Origin of the sequence: Paenibacillus gallinarum (assembly GCF_014836635.1) — a bacterium.
GTDB lineage: Bacteria > Bacillota > Bacilli > Paenibacillales > Paenibacillaceae > Paenibacillus > Paenibacillus gallinarum.
The window spans coordinates 832471-849579 of the sequence record NZ_JACSQL010000002.1 but is presented as its reverse complement, the minus strand read 5'-3'; the positions used below and the strand labels follow the sequence as shown (position 1 = coordinate 849579).

The following is a 17109-nucleotide window of genomic DNA, read 5'->3' as shown; positions in this document are numbered from 1 at the left end:
CAAGGAAATGTTTAGGTTGGAAAACAGCTCACGAATCATTTGAAGAAGAAGTGTCGCACTTGGATTGACAATCCGTCGAACTTAAAAACAAAGCCGTCATTTTCAGGAATAGAGATGATAACCTTTGCACCCGTTCCTACAGAACATATTCTTTCGGGAACAATGCCGGATCGAATCACCATCCCTCTTCCCTTGTTAGAAGAATTTATGACTGAGAAATCACCTAACAGTTCCAGTTTGGATGAAGTTGAATTGATATGCAGCTTATCAACGATTAACTTCTCTCCAGTAACACTAGAACCCACAATGCCTAGATTCAATTCCTGAATATTCCCTGATAGCTCCGCTTTCCCGGAGGTGATTTGGCACTTACAATTCATAGCACTCACTTCTTTGAAATACACCCTACCGCCAACCGTTGTTAAGTTCACCGAGTTCCATACTTTTCCAGGGAGATATACTTCCAGTATTGTACGGTGAAATTGAACTCCAATCCTTATCGTTTCTTTTCTACCATCAACAATCCGCAGCTCATCAGACCTGATGTCAGTATTGAAAAGCCTGCTCTCAGGAAATTTGTTGCTGGCTTTTTGAACAATCCGAATATCGTCTAGCTCCGTAGTAAATATAAAGACTTGATCTGAGAGCCAATCTATCACTACATTCATGATTGAATCTTTGATTGTTATGTCTTTTTGAATAATTAATTCTCTTATGAACGTCATCCGATCCCTCCTCAATCATGGTACTAGGAGCTATTCATCCGAACAGTAGCCTCCAATATCCGAATGACGTTCCGTAATTTTATGAAGCAATTGATCGCTGACAATATCTGCGCCCAAAACCCTCATCATGTGTTGTAAAAAATGTAATCGATTCACTGTTTCTTCATGCCCCCGTCCAAACAATAGTGGGTTAATCCAGATATTCACGAGTAACATAAAGACCTCAGCACACTCTATTGGAAAATCCGTGGTGATGGATCCATCCTCTTTTCCCTCCATCATGATCCTTGCAATAATCGGGGCATCTTTTTTCACGCCTTCCTGAATACCTGTAACTACAAATTACGGGTTCTTAATCTGTGTACTCAGTACTCCGTCCATGGAATGGGCGTCTGGATCAGCTACAATTTGTTCTAAAATCATGACTAATTTCTCGCGGGCATTTGAGGCTTGTGTATTTTGAATTAGATCATCTAGCATTTGTGCAGCATAACTGAATTGTTTGTTCATCACCGCATCAAGAATGTCTTCTTTAGATTTGAAATGATGATAAATAGCTCCTTTGGACATTCCAAGTTCATCAATTATATCTTGTATGCTTGTTTTCTCGAATCCTTTTTCCGTAAACAGTTTGGATGAGACTGCAAGGATTTGCTCCAATGTCTGTTCTGGATATTTATTTCTAGCCATATTAGCCTCCCTCTTTTTAATACCGACCGTTGGTATCTATAATAAAATACGAACCATATAATGTAAATAAAAGTAAAAATAAACATAAAAAAGAACTGTACCTATACAGCTCTTTTACTTTCTTTTAATAAACTCAGGAGTCGAATATAACTAGGTTATATATTTTAATTTGGTTATCCTTTTCGCCCTTGTACTTAACTGTGATGAATCCTACAAATAAATAAACTTTTTTTCATTTGATGTGTTTGTATTACAACAAGTGATTTTTGAAATCTATATATTATTAAAATAAAACTAAGGAGCTATCAAAATGATTAGAAAATTATGCTTAGCATTATTGCTCTTAAGCTTCACGAATGTCACATTTTCAGCACCGAGTTCAGCAGCTACCAAGATCATAAAAACAAAAATCGAAGTTTCAAAGACATTCTTGGATCACAATATCGCTAGGCCTCAAAGTGATGGAAGCTTTCATAATGGTTTGTTACTATCCGAACAATCAGATGGAACTCTAATATACAACAACACTAAAGGAAATAAAGCTTTTCATCTCCCAGATAATGTCAAACTGATGAGTGATTTTTACGAACAACGAGCTTTGGTACAAAATAAAGAAACAAAACTCTATGGCTATATTAATACAAAGGGGAAATTAGCGATTCCTTGTCAGTTTACCGAAGCTGGCTATTTTTCTGAGGGCGTATCTCATGTAACCTTAGCAAATACGAATCAACAGGAACTTATAGACAGAACAGGAAAAATCATCTCTCATTTCCTAAAAAAATATGATTCCGATTTTTATTTTAGCAATGGTCTTGCTATGGTAACTGATCCGAAAAGTAATAAAAATGGATTCATTAATACACTCGGTGAATTGACAATTCCTTTTGATTACACCTATGCTCGAGGGTTTTCCGAAGGTTTCTCCCTTGTTCAAAATAATAAAGGACAGTACGGGTATATTGATACTTCTGGTAAAGTTATTATTCCTTTTCAATATAAATCAGGTGGTAGTTTCTCTGAAGGATTAGCATCCGTGCAGAACAACAAAGGTAAATGGGGATTTATTAATAAGAAGGGTAAGGTCATCATCCCTTTTCGATATGACAATGCAAGTGATTTTAGCGAGGGACTAGCGGTCGTATACAACTCAAGTGGTAAAGTCGGGTTTATTAATAAAAAAGGGAAGTTGGTCATTGGTTACCAAGAATACAACAACGCATCTAATTTCAAAGAAGGAATCGCTTTAGTGGGAATCGGAACAAACTCAGATGGTAAGTTCGGTTATATTGATCGTTATGGCAACTTATTAACTAAACTTGAGTATAGAGCAGAATCTTCTTCCTTTAATGGAGGGTACGCTATAGCTGTTACATCCCCAAGTAAGTCGGTTATTCTTAAAAAACGGATAATTACTAAATGAACTAGAGAATGCTCTGGATACCAGCAAGAATATGATCAGAAAGATGAAAAATACATCACAAGTATCTCATGGTAACGTGTCTTCAACAGGAACAGATTCAAAGAGCACCTTAAGAGGTTAATCTTTCCCGTTTAAGGTGCTCTTGTTACTAATGAAATCCAAAATCCGCGATGCTGAAGGCTGCGCATATTTTCAGATTTTCTTTTCATTTCCAAGAAAATGAGGTTCTAATTTTTTCTCTAATAAACCATCCTCTGTTCGCGATACTTGATAGGCAAATGCATTCCGTCTAGAGCTTACTACTTTATACAGATCCGTTCCTATGTAATGAAGCGCTGTCCCATTATCCGCAGCTACACCCTGTTTCAGTTCTCCTGCCTCCACTAACTTGCGATAAGCCGGTTTATAAGTATACTCTCCGCTATCCATATCATCATAATGCGGGCTATGACTTCCTGGAAGTAACCCAAGACAACGAATAGAGGAGTAACCTTCCTGATTGGAGTCTGTAATTCCTTCTTCGTACCAACAGAGAGATCCCGCACTAAGACCTGCAAGGACAATACCTTGTTTCCAAGCGGTTGTGAGAATCTGATCAAGCCCCAACTCTTTCCATAAAGCAAGTAAATTTTTAGTACTCCCTCCGCCTACATAGATAATATCTTTGTCCAGAACAAAATCCTCCAGATTCTGGTTTGGCGGAGAGGATAAGGATAAATGGGATGGGATACAGCAATGTTGATCAAAAGCAGCATAGAATCTCTTCACATACCCCTCTGCGTCTCCGCTGGCCGTAGGCAGAAAACATACTTTTGGCTTATCAGAAATAGATTGGTCTAAAATATATTTATCTAGCAGCAGATTATCAGGTTCCATGGAGAAACCTCCACCGCCCATTGCAATGATCTGAGATGTCATCTATGTAGCCTCCTTTACTATATGATTAACCTTGTGCTTGTCCTGATGTTCGAGCCTGACATGAGCTAATAGTAAAAACGGAATGCCGCATACTGTCATGAGTACTATTGGGATAAATATGTATAGCGACTGCTCTGCTGTAAAATGAGTAAGTAACGCTCCGCCAATCAGTGGTGCTAATACATTTCCTAAATTATTGAACCCCATCATTCCGAAATATGTGCCCTTGAGCTCGGGTTTTGCAATACGATCCACCAATAAGTCCATTAAAGTGAACATCAACACTTCACCAATGGTAAATATAACGACACCAGCTAACATTGCCCACCAAGAATCCCACATTCCGAACAATATAAAACTTCCTGCAACGAAAACATTACCTACCATAAGTGACACAGCAGGAGGCAGTTTACGGAACGTTCGAACAAGAGGATATTGAACGATTAGAACGACTACGGCATTCAATGACAGCATGTAAGTAAACATCTGCGCTCCGTCTTCAAATTGTGGGCTGAGTTCAAGGTACTGTGCTAATGTGGAACTGAAATGCCCAAATCCAAGTACACAAAACATAGAACCGATAAGTACATAGATGAAAGTTCGATCCCTGCTTGTAACGGTAAACGCCTCTCTTAAAGATACCTTGGATCCACCGTCCTCGGATGGTAACTTCACTTGCTCAGATTGTAATGCAAATTGAATGATAAGTACGATTCCATACAAAATATAAACTGCGCCAGCAATGAGAAAAGGAACTCCCGATTCAGCTGAACCCATCTGTAATCCAATCAGCGGTCCAATGACAACACCGAGATTAATCGCAGCATACCGCAGATTAAATACGAGGAGTTTATTTTCCGGTTTTGTAATATCAGATAACATGGCTCTTGATGTAGGTTCAAAAACAGCACGGCATAAACCGTTTAACGCATTCATTACAAAAAACATCCAAATTTGATTTGCTTCTGCAAATCCGATAAACACAATTGCCCAGCTGAAAATAGAAAAAATAAGTACTTTTCTTCGTCCGATTCGATCAGATATGTATCCTCCATAGAAACTGGCAAACACGCCGATCAGTGAACTTACAGCGACCACCATACCGGTTTCAACTGGTGAAGCCCCCATTGTCTTAATTAAATAAATCGATAAAAAAGGGATACTCATCGAGGTTGCCATTCTACCGAAAATCGTGCCGATGATGATTGTCCAAGCAAGCGGGTGAATCTCTTTTAAATGTTTATTCATGCTGCCTCCTGTGTCTTTGAAACGTACGGTTACTCGCTATATGCAATTCTCGAAAATAATACATATCATTCCAGATATTTAAACAGGTGTCAATAAATATTACCGTTTTGATTTTTCCTCTGCTTTTAAACCTGAATTAGACGCAAAAATATTGTGATTCATGTGAAATGGACTTTATATTGGTCATTCACTAATGTGAATTTTTCGTATGTTTAATTTTTATGATGTTATCTTATATCAACAAAAAAAGACTCTCTTCAACAGCCTATCTGTCAAAGAAAATCTCCTTATTTTGCACTAATCTTTAGGTTACAAAATGTTGACTTGGGTTGCCCGATTCTGGATGGAATTTCTCCCGAAACTGCCCATTGGTATAACCACCAATCACTTTACGCCAGAAGGCTTGGGCTACCATATTCGTCCTAACCTGTGAAACCTTCCATTCCCCTTGAAAGCGGCTGAATAGTTCATTTGCTGCCCAAGTTCCTACTCCGCTGCGGCGATATTTTTGCATGACAAAAAACTCAGTCATATAAAAGTCGCCATCCTTTTTACCAGAAAGCTTGTCCACAAGTGCAAAACCTGCGGGAGAAGAGCCATTTTTAATGAGAAAAGGATACTTGTCCGTATGACTCCAGTAATCATCAAGATTCGGATAGTCAGGAAAAACACCATAACGATCAACATCAATATCAAGATACTTCGTAAAATCATATAGATAAAATTGCATAAGATGACGAATCACTTGCTTTTGTTCACGTGGTACCATAATGAGGCTTAGTTCCATATCATATCACCTCTATTTTCTTCATATAAAATAACTATAAAGCTTTGCCTTGAGCCGAGCAAGTCATAACCCTAGCGAATGTGGTAAAATAAGGACACTTGTTCTTACTCCTAAAGAAGACAATAGAAATATAAGGGGCGTACGAAATATGAATATTCAAAAAGAAACCGATCGTCGTAGACTTGATGAACGTGTAGTCACCATGCCCTGGTATGTTCAGCAATTCATTGATTACAAACTACCAGACCTATCTCCATCCACGCTGCTGGAGTATGTTCGAGATTATGATATGTTCTTCACTTGGTTAAGGGCTGAAGGCCTGTCTGAAGCCGAATCAAATACAGGAGTGACTTTAAAGGAACTCGAGATGCTGCGCATGGAAAGTATTACGGGATATCGTATTTATCTGACGACCAAAAGAGAAGGAGCAAACTCTCGGATTACCATATCCCGTAAATTATCTTCACTCCGGTCTTTATTCCACTATTTGAGTCAAATTGCCGAAGATGAAGAATTTTACCCTCTTCTAAAACGAAATATTATGGCTAAAGTCGAAATCAAACGAGTTCACAAACCAAAAGATACTGCTGCAAAGCTGAAAGGCAAAATACTAGAGGAAGATGAACTTCTTGAGTTCATCGGATATATTTTAGAAGGTTATGCGAAGGATATGGAAAAAAATAAACAAGCTCTATATTCCCATGAGATGAACAAAGAACGTGATGCTTGTATTGCTAGTTTAATTCTGAATTCAGGACTTCGTGTATCAGAGATCGTAAATCTGAACATTGATGATCTTGATTTGAATAATAAAGTCCTCTACGTATACCGAAAAGGAAATAACGATGAGACATTTAAGAATCCGGTCTATTACCGGGAGCAGGCTAAAGATGATCTCTTTAAATACATGGAGCTTCGCACACTCCGTTATCGTACTCCCAAAAAAGAAAAAGCACTTTTTGTCACGGTCCCCAATGGTCAAAAAGAAGGGAAGCGCATGACAAAACGTGCTATTCAAGCGATGATTATCAAGTATGCAAAAGGCTTTGGCAAGCCGTACTTAACGGTCCACAAATTACGACATTCTTTTGCCACCGATTATTATCTGCAAAATGATATTTATAAAACGAAGGAACAACTCGGACATGCCTCTACGGAAACAACCGAGGTTTACGCTCACCTCACGGATAAAACGATGTCGGAAGCGATTGAGCGAAGAGTTGATTAAACTTTTCTACCCTCACTTGATACTTTTTCATATATCGTATTTAAGGCTGCCCTTTCGGGCAGCTTTTATTATTCTCATTACAATTCGGTATTACAGATACTCCTGCATGCCCTATTCGAGCATCATCTGCCAAGCTTTAAGATTTCCACAGCATCTCCCGCTTGTAACCCTTTCTTATCCGGAGGAATGATAATAAGACAATCACTGTCTTTAATCGTTACCATAACACTTGATTCATCTACTTTGGCAGGAAAAGCAAATACTTGTCCATTCTTCACTTCCAATTTTCCCCGAACAAAACGCGTGAAGTTGTTCACTTTGCTATAATCCGCACCTAAAACTGCAGTCCATCTCGCTAAATAAGGTTGTTCAGAAGCTTGCATTCCTTGCAGCGCAGGTCGTACAAAAAGTTCAAATCCAACAAAGCAAGCTCCCGGATTACCCGATAGGGCAAAAAGCAGTTTATTCTGAATATACGCAGCAGTCGTTACACTTCCTGGCCGCATTGTTACTTTGTTAAATAACATTTCCGTGCCATCCTGACGAACTAGATCGCCCATAATATCATAATCTCCTACGGATACACCACCCGTAGTGATGACCACATCATAGGTTGATAAAGCCTCCTGCAACTTTTGCTCAGCCAGCTTCAGATCATCCACAATTGCTCCAAGCAAGTGGGGTTCTCCCCCCGCTTCTTTTACCTGAGACTGAAGCATGTAGCTGTTGCTGTTACGTATTTTTCCTGGCTCTAGTTCTTCTTCAATCCCAAGCAGTTCAGTCCCTGTTGCAAAAATCCCCACTTGAGGTTTTCTAAAAACAGACAGTTGATGAATACCAAACGTCGCGAGAACCGAGATTTCTCCTGCGGTCAACAGGGTTCCTTTTTTAACCAGCAAATCCCCTTCTGACACTTCAAAGCCAACCGGCGTAACGTTTGCTCCCTGTGATGTTGGACGCTTAAATACGACATATGGTCTTCCTTCCACCTCGCACTGTTCTGTCGCTTCCAGCATAACAACGGCATCTGCTCCTAACGGAACCTCAGCACCTGTCATAATACGCGCTGCAGTTCCTTCTACAATCTCCTTCTGTGAGGAATATCCGCAGGGAATTTCATCAATGATCGCTAGCTGAACCTTTTGATCGCTGCTAGCGATACTAAGATCTGCGCTTCGGACAGCATATCCATCCATACCCGATCTTCTAAAGAACGGATAGGGATGCGGTGCAATAACATCTTGCGCAATAATTCGATCATGCGCATCCTCTAGCCTTACCTGTTCTGTATCTATTAACTTTACCTTATTTGCTATAAGCTGCTGCGCAGCTTCTACCTGAATGGCTTTTCGGTTGAATTTCGGATTTGTTTTATAGTTACTCATAAGGTTTTCTCCTTGTTCTTATCTGACTTTGAATAAAGTGTATCTCCATCTCTTCCTCGTTGCAAGAGAGGAAGTGGTGAGTACATCCCTCTTCCTATTTGATTAATCAAGCTATGCATGCATATTGTATGCTTTTTTATCTCACGCTACGAAAGGAGGTGAAGGCTATGCCATCTCAGAATGAAAAACATACCTGTGCTCTCTGCAAAAGAAAAGTTCCTGTTACGACCGTGCATCATCTCACTCCTCGGGAAGAAGGCGGAAAAGACAAGCCTACAGCAGATCTATGTATTCCATGCCATAAACAGATTCATAATTTATTTACCAATCGAGAGTTAGTCGTATTAGGACTGACTACGATTGAAGCGCTTCTACAAGCACCAAAGATTGCCTCCTACGTGAAATGGATACGTAAACAGCCAGCTACCGTCATTCCTAAATCTAAGAAATCTAGACATGTTCGTAAAGCAAGATAATAAAACACAAAACCCGGACACTGTAAGGTCCGGGTTACTACATTCTTCTATCTTCGCCTAGATATTCGGCCTGAACCAATCTTCGTCTTCGGTCTCGAGCTTTTCTTTGGTGAGCTGAAAATGCTCGATCCACTGCTTTTTCCTCTTTCAATCTTCCCTTTGGTCGACGAGCTTGAAGAAGAAGTGTCCCGATTAAGAATACTGCCGTTGTCCGATTTTTTCGTGTTCGCTGATTCTCCAAGCCCCCTGCGAATAATGGACCCACTGCGTTTCGTAGTTAGCGGGGGGGCAATTTTTTTATCATTGTCTGTCGCTGTCCGGTATTGCCCCTGAGTCGGTGTATATGTCTTAGAAGAAGTGTATCCCCTGTAATTTCCCGATCCTCGCATTACATCAAAGATGCTGTCCAGAATAGAAGCAGTAATATATCCCTGTAAGAAAGAAGAACTATAATTACGCTGAACATATTCTTTAGAATCAACCTCGATCAGTGTATCTTCCGGCTGATCCGGATCTTGCTGTAGATGGTACAGCTCATTCGGATACACGAGGAACATTCGCTCTGTATCAACGGGAGACACTTCATCCGGAGTTCGATCTTCCATTAGTTCGTCGGCTACTTCTGGAACAGTAAGATTCTCCGCACGGTATACATAGGAAGTCGAATTACCACTGCTGTTCACCGATTCAAGCGGGTACGTATCTTTCACAGCAGGTGCTCCGCAGCCTGATAACAATGAGACAAATAAACTGAGGACCAGTGTGATTTTTAAGATGTGCCAAAAACGCTTGTTCATGAATAACCTCTCCTAGGTTGCCCGAATTACTTTAACATCTGCCGGGAGGATATCTTCTCCTTCATATAGCATAAATCGACCGTTCTGCCATTCGATGCGCAGGAGATGATTATCATCCGACTGAAACTGCCATACATGTTGTTCCCCATTTTGAGAAAATGGTGTCTTCCCTACTGTCATTACATGTCCCGCATATTGTTCCTCTAAATGATATTCTCTGTCATCCAGTTCGATCGTTGTCGGTACTTCTTCTGGATGATCCAGTCGTCCATCTATAGGAGTATATAATGCATAGATGAGGCGTTCCCTTTCCTCAATATATAAATATGCAATTGTATTCCCGTCTTTCAGTGTAAGCAGAGCCGCATTTCGTCCTCGGTTCTGGACTTTACCCGTCACTTCATAAGTAACAAGCGAAACCTCGCATATATCACCCGGATTCAGCTGTAACATACTTTTCTCCGGAGCAGAAGGTTTTGGTTTTGATAATAAATTCGTTACTCTTTTCCATATACTCATCATTCATCGAACTCCTATTTCTAGTTGGAATAACTCGGTTATAGAGAGGCTGAAATAATCAGCGCCCCTACTAAGTGAAGTGTACCTGAGAACAGCCCGTATCCAATCTTTCCCTTCTGCATTCCCCCGTCAATATCAAAAGCGGCAAAGCGGCGAATCAAGGTGTGCACAACCCCTTCGATCACGAGCAGAATAATAAAAGATACGACGGATACAATGAGTGCATCTCCTAGATGATAAGATACGGAAATAGACGAGGATAAGATATACCCCTGAGCAAACAGCTTCATAATTAGTCTTGTAGTAACCGCCATGTTGCCCGCTTTTACTTCTGTAAAGTCTTTGTACTTCGTAAATAATGAATCAACATACATGAGAATAAACAGCAGTACTGCTCCTGAACCTGTCCATACCAGCATGCGTACGATATCCATAAATTCCATTAGATATAACATCCTCCAATAGTGTCAGATTGCTCCCTCATGAAAAACGAAGGAGAAACTGCGTCGTTTCCCCTCCGTCACATGGAATAAAGCTGATATAATTCACTTTATTCATTGTTTATCATAGTCATGATTGTTATTTATTCTCGTACTGTTTCAGCAATGCTGCCAGTTCGTCTTCTACTTCCTTGTCTTTTCCCATGTTTTCAAATTCTTCATCAAGTGATTTTTCTTTGCTGTTCATTTCGTTACTTGCTTCTGCATGTGCTTCCGCTTGAAGCATTTTTTCTTCCATACGCTTCATACCAGATGCGGCCGTATCGGAACCAAAACCACTCATTGCTTTATTGATTTCCGTCTGAGCTTTGGCTGCATTATAACGAGCTACCAGTGTTTCTCTCTTGTTCTTCATTTCCGTCAGCTGTTTACGCATTTGCTCCAGTTTGGAACGGAGGTTGTCTGCAGAAGCTTTATTTTGATCAAAACTTGTTTTGTATTCCGTAAGTTTTGCTTCTGCATTTTTCTTTTCTTCAAGAGCACGACGAGCAAGATCAATATTCTGTGCTTTAGCTGCCGTATGCGCTTGTTCTTCTCTTTTCTTCACCAGCGCTTCCTGCTCTTCATATAAAGCTTTAAATTTCTTCTCAATGGCGATTTGTGCAGCTACCGCTTTCTCCGCATCTTCCAAATCCTTCTGCATGTCACGGATATATTGATCGGTCATTTTAATTGGATCTTCCGCTTTATCAATCAGAGCATTAATATTGGACATGGTCAAATCACGAAATCTTTTAAATAGAGACATTATAAAATTCCTCCCGTATATGTTTTCTTTTACTTAATATACTCATTTGCTTGGTAATGAATCACTACTTATGCATCTAATTACCTTATACGGTTCAGTAATTCATGAAGTTTCATTTATTTAATAAATGGGGCTAAACAGAAGACTACAGTATCTGATATAAGAATAATTTTGTTACGTCTAGGCAATAACATACGAATACCCGTGATGTACTGTTCGATTGTTTTTCGTAACGATAAATCACAAATATAAGGAGTTATGCTTACATGAAACGCATCATTTGTTCTTTTCTTGCATTTACTTTATTATTTAGTATCCTCCTGTTATGTTTCTCGCAAACCGCTACGGCATACGTGCTGGATCGTACATACATTTACGCTCCGGAGGATAGTATAAACATAGAAGATCCTTTTTTTCAGCAGGATTCAATTACGAAAGAACCCTCTCCTGTAAAAGAGCCGCAGAAGGAAGTAGATGAGAAATCAAAACTCACACTTGGCCAGCTTCGAAAAAAATATAAGAGTACATTCGTTACGAATGGACCTAATGTAAAAAGGATTGCCTTAACATTTGATGATGTACCCGACCCAAGATTCACCCCGCAAATATTAGATGTTTTGAAAGAGTACGGGGTAAAAGCAACTTTTTTTGTGAACGGTCAAAGAGTACTTAATCATCCTGAACTTGCTAAACGAATTCATGATGAAGGTCATGTTATTGGTAATCACAGTTTTACTCATCCGGATTTCAATAAAATTTCAATGTCTGCTTTTATTTCAGAGATTAAAAAAACGGAGCAAGCCATTCTTCCAATCACAGGATATATCCCAAAAACAATTCGTCCGCCATACGGTGAAATCACAGAAGAACAGCTCATATGGGCGGCTGAGCACAAGTACCGAATTGTAAATTGGAATGTAGATTCTTTAGATTGGAAAGGACTAAACAAAGAGCAAGTGTTAGCGAACATACTCTCTGGTACTCGACCTGGTGCGATCGTGCTTCAGCATGGCGGTGGTGGATATGGATCGAAACTTCAAGGGACAATTGAAGCTTTGCCTGAAGTCATTAAAGCTTTGAAAAATCAAGGATACGAATTGGTCACGGTGCCTGAGCTGCTAGGCATTGAAAAATCAAAATAAAAAGGCACCTGTGTAATTGAATCAAATACACAGGTGCCTTTACTTTTATAAAGTTTATTCAATTATATAGAGTTTGACATCTTGGATACCAAACTTCGCAACGGAACTTTTACTTCCTGGGATAAAGATATCAATCTTGTTACCTTTAATAGCTCCGCCGATATCGGTAGCTGTCGCAACAAAAGCTTGATCTGGCAGGTTATCGTGAGAATGACCTGTAACCAGAACCTTTGTTCCTAGTGGAATGACGGATGGATCAACAGCAATTGTACCTAATTCCAGCGGGTTACCGAAATAGTCAACGGCTCCATATCCGCCATTTTCTGCGGGGTCAGAAGAATATGCAGTAGCTTTTACATTCAGAGTTTCGCTGTAATTAAATGTTTTACCCCACGCTTCTACCACTTTATTGCTGCTGTCTACACTCAGGCTTGCTGTCACTGCATTATTACTAGAAGAACTCTCTGAACTCTTTGTTGGAAGAGTCAATTTTAATCCTTCGTAAATATTATATGGTGAAATGTTTTTATTTGCGTTCATCAAAGTCTCTAAGTCAATGTCGTATCTTTGAGATAGTTTATAAAATGTATCTCCCTCTTTAGCTACATACACTTGCTCTGCATGAGCAGGAACACTTTGTGCCATTAAAGTAACACCTAGCAAAGCAGCTGCTAGTGTAGAAGTTTTTTTGAAACGTTTAAACATAATTTCCTCCTATAGCTAGCTTCTTCATAGAAGCTTCTCTAGTTGTTTTGTCGTAAGATGTAGCTAATATATCACAATTTTGTAACCTGTGCGTATGTAATAGTTACCATTTTGTTATTAATTCGAATTAAATATACAAAAAAAGCACTCTTTGCATGAATAAAATTCATGCAAAGAGTGCTTTTACATACCTAATCTATTAATTAATTATAGTACTTTACTTAAAAAATCTTGAGTACGAGGATGTTGCGGGTTACCAAATACTTCGTCTGGAGTACCCTCTTCTACGATTTTACCGCCATCCATAAATACAATACGGTCTCCCACTTCTCGGGCAAATCCCATTTCATGAGTAACAATAACCATGGTCATTCCGCCTTCGGCGAGTTTTTTCATAACATCAAGTACTTCCCCAACCATTTCTGGATCCAGTGCTGATGTTGGTTCATCAAACAACATTACATGCGGCTGCATCGCAAGCGCTCTTGCGATGGCGATCCGTTGTTTTTGTCCGCCAGAAAGCTGATTCGGATATATATCTTTCTTATCAGCTAAACCTACCGTCCTCAGCAGATCATCGGCGATGGCATTTGCTTCTTCAGCAGATATATTTTTTACGATAGTAGGAGCAAGTGTAATGTTCTGACCTACCGTTTTATGTGGAAAAAGATTAAAGTGCTGGAACACCATCCCCATTTTCTCACGAGTTGAATTGATATCGTGTTTCGGGTCCGTAATCGATGCACCTTCAAATAAAATTTCGCCATCTGTCGGTACTTCCAGCAGATTGATGCAGCGTAAAAAGGTACTTTTCCCTGAACCGGATGGGCCAATGACAACAACCACTTCGCCCTTCGCAATCTCAATGTCGATGCCTTTAAGAATATCTAGTTTTCCAAATGATTTATGCAAATTTTTAACGCTTATCACTAGCACTCAACTTCCTTTCAAATAGACTTAGCAGCTTGGAAAGCATGAAGGTTAGAACGAAATAAATAGCTGCTGCGATGATGTAAGGACTTAGACCTGCATAAGTGATATTTCTAATCGAGTTAGCTTGGTACATAATGTCAGCCATACCGATAATCGAAATGATGGATGATTCTTTAATAATGGTAATAAATTCGTTACCGATCGCAGGCAGAACGGATTTTAAGGCTTGAGGAAGAATGATGTGACGAAGTGCAGCACTCCGTTTCATTCCAAGTGAACGTGCAGCTTCCATCTGCCCCTTATCCACTCCTTGAATTCCTGCTCTAAATATCTCGGCCAAATAAGCTGAACTGTTGATCGAAAGGGTGATAACCCCCGATTGCAGCGGAGATAGATTAAGACCAAATACGAGTGCGAGCCCATAATGCATAATCATTAACTGCACCAGCATTGGTGTACCGCGTAACACTTCTACGTATGCCGTACCGATCCATCTGAATACTCTGAATGCGGACATACGCATTAAAGTAATAATTAAGCCAATCAGAAAACCAAAGATAACGCCAAGTGCAGATAATAACAGGGTATAACCAATACCCTTCGCATAATAATGACGGAATTCATAAGCAATCGTAAATATATTGCGGTCTTTTTGGTTACCTGATGCGAGCAGGCTCGCTTCTTCTACCATTTTCTCAATTCCATTATCAACTTTTAGTTCTGCAATTGTAGCATTAATGACTTCTAATAATTCTGTATTCCCTTTAGCAACCCCAATTGCTGCTGCCGAGTCCGTTTCTGCAGGACTTGCACTAGCAATCACAATTTTATTGTTTAGATAACCTTTTGCAACCGTATCTTCAACAATAATTGCATTAACACGCTCTGTCTCGAGTTGAAGAACAAGATCACCCATTTTATCAAGCGATACTAGCTTCGCATTATTAATTCCTTGAGCAATCTCTTCCTGGATAGAACCTTTTTGAATCCCGATTGTTTCTCCTTCAAGATCCGTCATTGACTGGTACTTATCGGAATCCTCACTGCGAACTAAGATCACCTGACTTGCTTTGTAGTAATGATCAGAGAAATCGATACTTTGTCTACGATCTTCCGTAGGCGTCATTCCCGATATGACAAGGTCAACTCGGCCGCTCTGAAGGGCAGGCAGCAAACTATCAAATCCCATATCTTCGATTACAAGTTCTGCGCCCATTTTTTCAGCAATGGCTTTTGCTATTTCAATGTCAAAACCGACAATCTGGTCTTGTCCATCAATCGTTTTATGAAATTCATAAGGCGGAAAATCAGCACTCGTCCCTAGAACCAGCGTTTCCTTGCTGTTTACATTGTCGGCTGCATAAACGGTAGCCATTCCGGCTGGAAGCAACAAGACAATACACATTAATAACATAAGTATACGAACTGTTTTTTTCAACTTCTGTCTCTCCTTAGCTGAAGCTAGATCATTTTTATAAGATTGAACTATTATAAGTGAAAATGTATGATTATGCAACGGGTTTTCTTTCTATTTTCATAGTTTTCCATTGATTCACCTGAATTACAAGACGTTTCTAAAAGCCAGTGCTATAATGTATATACGATTTTTAAATATACATCGATGAATCGACAAATCATAATCAAAGGGAGAGTCTTATGAACAAACAAATGATAAATGACACCATTGATCATTATAGTTCCCGGTTTAAAGAAATATCATTATATATCGGTGCGAATCCTGAGCTCGGAAATGAAGAATTTCTTGCCAGCAAGCGCCTGAAAGAAGAACTGATTTATCATGGTTTCGAAGTGGAAGCACCTGTGCTAGGTCTAGATACTGCATTTATTGGTACCTATACATCCACTAAACCTGGCCCGAAAGTTGCTTTGTTATGTGAATATGATGCTCTTCCAGAAATCGGACATGCTTGCGGGCATCACTTGATCTGCATGATGGGTTTAGGTGCAGCGGTTGGTCTAAAATCTGTTATTGATACGATTGGCGGCTCGATTAAAGTATTTGGTACCCCAGCAGAAGAAACAAAAGGGGCGAAAGTTCCTATGGCTGCAGCCGGACTATTTGATGATTGCGATTTTGCAATGATGACTCACCCGTACTATGCTTTTGAAAAGTCAGGAAAATCACTTGCGATCGACGCTGTTCAATTTGAATTTTTCGGTAAATCATCCCATGCTGCGGCTACTCCTCACGAGGGGATTAATGCACTAGATGCCGTGATCCAAACATTTAATGGAATCAATGCCTTCCGTCAACAAGTGAAAAGCACAGTTCGGATCCACGGTGTCATCAACCATGGCGGAGAGGCAGCAAATATCATTCCTGATTATGCTTCTGCTCAATTTTATGTTCGTGCAGCTACACGTAAAGAACTTGATGTACTGACGAAACGTGTTATACAAATTGCAGAAGGTTCTGCTCTACAAACAGGCTGCACACTTAAAACTTCCAATTATGAAACTTCGTATGATGAGATGTATACAAATGAAACCTTGTCTGACGTATTCTCATCAAACCTTGTAGAACTCGGTATCGATGAAAAAGAGATTGTCACAGGAGACGATCATGGCTCAATGGATATGGGTAATGTCTCACTACGTGTTCCTGCCATCCATCCATACATCAAAATCATTAATGAAAAACATGCGCTGCATTCCATAGAATTTAGGGACCTTGCCATGAAAGAACAGGCTCTTGACGCTATGATTCTAGGTGCAAAAGCATTAGCAGGTACCGCTTATGATGTCATATCACAGCCGGATCTCCTGGCTTCTATTCAAGATGAATTTCGAAGCAATGCATAATACGTAGTCGTAAATTCTATTGGAATGAAAATAGAAATAAGCAGAAGAAGGGTCCTCTTGCC

18 protein-coding genes and 1 pseudogene are annotated in these 17109 nt (G+C 39.8%); 5 read left to right on the top strand and 14 right to left on the bottom strand.

Annotation, left to right across the window (positions count from 1 at the left end; all coding sequences use genetic code 11):
• Window positions 1–242: 242 nt before the first annotated feature.
• From H9647_RS26365 to H9647_RS25715, 3 genes and pseudogenes are all read right to left on the bottom strand, one after another.
• Window positions 243–668: pseudogene (locus H9647_RS26365) on the bottom strand (DUF4097 family beta strand repeat-containing protein); the annotation flags it as partial.
• A gap of 87 nt (window positions 669–755) precedes the next feature.
• On the bottom strand, window positions 756–1007 hold the full coding sequence (locus H9647_RS25720; RefSeq protein ID WP_225229141.1) for a hypothetical protein: 252 nt from the start codon (window positions 1005–1007) through the stop codon (window positions 756–758).
• Window positions 1008–1067: 60 nt separating this feature from the next.
• On the bottom strand, window positions 1068–1415 hold the full coding sequence (locus tag H9647_RS25715) for a TetR/AcrR family transcriptional regulator (protein ID WP_225229140.1): 348 nt from the start codon (window positions 1413–1415) through the stop codon (window positions 1068–1070).
• A 310-nt stretch (window positions 1416–1725) separates the two neighbouring features.
• Between H9647_RS25715 and H9647_RS09155 the strand changes: the two genes are divergently transcribed.
• Window positions 1726–2838 carry a WG repeat-containing protein gene (locus H9647_RS09155; protein WP_191799411.1) on the top strand — a complete coding sequence of 371 codons (1113 nt, stop codon included), beginning with the start codon at window positions 1726–1728 and terminating at the stop codon, window positions 2836–2838.
• A 192-nt stretch (window positions 2839–3030) separates the two neighbouring features.
• On the opposite strand, the gene H9647_RS09150 is transcribed toward H9647_RS09155, so the two are convergent.
• The 3 genes from H9647_RS09150 to H9647_RS09140 all read right to left on the bottom strand — a co-directional run bounded on the left by H9647_RS09150 (window position 3031) and on the right by H9647_RS09140 (window position 5773).
• Complete coding sequence (locus H9647_RS09150) at window positions 3031–3756, bottom strand: Type 1 glutamine amidotransferase-like domain-containing protein (protein ID WP_191799410.1); 726 nt, start codon at window positions 3754–3756, stop codon at window positions 3031–3033.
• Complete coding sequence (locus H9647_RS09145; protein ID WP_191799409.1) at window positions 3757–5004, bottom strand: MDR family MFS transporter; 1248 nt, start codon at window positions 5002–5004, stop codon at window positions 3757–3759.
• Window positions 5005–5308: 304 nt separating this feature from the next.
• Window positions 5309–5773, bottom strand: coding sequence for a GNAT family N-acetyltransferase (locus H9647_RS09140; RefSeq protein ID WP_225229139.1), 465 nt, complete (start codon window positions 5771–5773; stop codon window positions 5309–5311).
• 166 nt (window positions 5774–5939) lie between these two features.
• On the opposite strand from H9647_RS09140, the gene xerS reads away from it, so the two are divergent.
• Complete coding sequence (xerS, locus tag H9647_RS09135) at window positions 5940–7019, top strand: tyrosine recombinase XerS (RefSeq protein ID WP_191799407.1); 1080 nt, start codon at window positions 5940–5942, stop codon at window positions 7017–7019.
• Window positions 7020–7141: 122 nt separating this feature from the next.
• Here xerS and H9647_RS09130 read toward each other — a convergent pair whose 3' ends face one another.
• Complete coding sequence (locus H9647_RS09130) at window positions 7142–8404, bottom strand: molybdopterin molybdotransferase MoeA (RefSeq protein ID WP_191799406.1); 1263 nt, start codon at window positions 8402–8404, stop codon at window positions 7142–7144.
• A 167-nt stretch (window positions 8405–8571) separates the two neighbouring features.
• On the opposite strand from H9647_RS09130, the gene H9647_RS09125 reads away from it, so the two are divergent.
• A complete protein-coding gene (locus H9647_RS09125) occupies window positions 8572–8880 on the top strand; it encodes an HNH endonuclease (RefSeq protein WP_191799405.1) in 309 nt (102 codons plus the stop codon).
• A gap of 47 nt (window positions 8881–8927) precedes the next feature.
• Here the strand turns inward: H9647_RS09125 and H9647_RS09120 are convergent, their stop codons facing one another.
• From H9647_RS09120 to H9647_RS09105, 4 genes are all read right to left on the bottom strand, one after another.
• Window positions 8928–9677, bottom strand: a complete 750-nt coding sequence (locus tag H9647_RS09120) for a DUF4247 domain-containing protein (RefSeq protein ID WP_191799404.1) — start codon at window positions 9675–9677, stop codon at window positions 8928–8930.
• Between the two features lie 12 nt (window positions 9678–9689).
• The gene (locus H9647_RS09115) at window positions 9690–10196 is read right to left on the bottom strand and encodes a DUF4178 domain-containing protein (RefSeq protein WP_191799477.1); all 507 of its coding nucleotides are present in this window, start codon (window positions 10194–10196) and stop codon (window positions 9690–9692) included.
• Window positions 10197–10234: 38 nt separating this feature from the next.
• On the bottom strand, window positions 10235–10639 hold the full coding sequence (locus tag H9647_RS09110; RefSeq protein WP_191799403.1) for a DUF350 domain-containing protein: 405 nt from the start codon (window positions 10637–10639) through the stop codon (window positions 10235–10237).
• 136 nt (window positions 10640–10775) lie between these two features.
• Window positions 10776–11444, bottom strand: a complete 669-nt coding sequence (locus tag H9647_RS09105) for a PspA/IM30 family protein (RefSeq protein WP_191799402.1) — start codon at window positions 11442–11444, stop codon at window positions 10776–10778.
• Between the two features lie 266 nt (window positions 11445–11710).
• On the opposite strand from H9647_RS09105, the gene H9647_RS09100 reads away from it, so the two are divergent.
• On the top strand, window positions 11711–12586 hold the full coding sequence (locus H9647_RS09100; protein ID WP_191799401.1) for a polysaccharide deacetylase family protein: 876 nt from the start codon (window positions 11711–11713) through the stop codon (window positions 12584–12586).
• Between the two features lie 54 nt (window positions 12587–12640).
• Here H9647_RS09100 and H9647_RS09095 read toward each other — a convergent pair whose 3' ends face one another.
• The 3 genes from H9647_RS09095 to H9647_RS09085 form a co-directional block, all read right to left on the bottom strand.
• The gene (locus tag H9647_RS09095; RefSeq protein WP_191799400.1) at window positions 12641–13291 is read right to left on the bottom strand and encodes a 3D domain-containing protein; all 651 of its coding nucleotides are present in this window, start codon (window positions 13289–13291) and stop codon (window positions 12641–12643) included.
• Between the two features lie 207 nt (window positions 13292–13498).
• Window positions 13499–14221 carry an amino acid ABC transporter ATP-binding protein gene (locus H9647_RS09090; RefSeq protein WP_191799399.1) on the bottom strand — a complete coding sequence of 241 codons (723 nt, stop codon included), beginning with the start codon at window positions 14219–14221 and terminating at the stop codon, window positions 13499–13501.
• Complete coding sequence (locus H9647_RS09085; RefSeq protein ID WP_404822601.1) at window positions 14208–15662, bottom strand: ABC transporter substrate-binding protein/permease; 1455 nt, start codon at window positions 15660–15662, stop codon at window positions 14208–14210. The genes H9647_RS09090 and H9647_RS09085 overlap by 14 nt, the downstream gene beginning before the upstream one ends.
• Before the next feature lie 218 nt (window positions 15663–15880).
• Here H9647_RS09085 and H9647_RS09080 point away from each other — a divergent pair, with 218 nt between their 5' ends.
• Window positions 15881–17047 (top strand): M20 family metallopeptidase, encoded by a 1167-nt coding sequence (locus H9647_RS09080; protein ID WP_191799398.1) that lies wholly within the window; start codon window positions 15881–15883, stop codon window positions 17045–17047.
• Window positions 17048–17109: the final 62 nt, after the last annotated feature.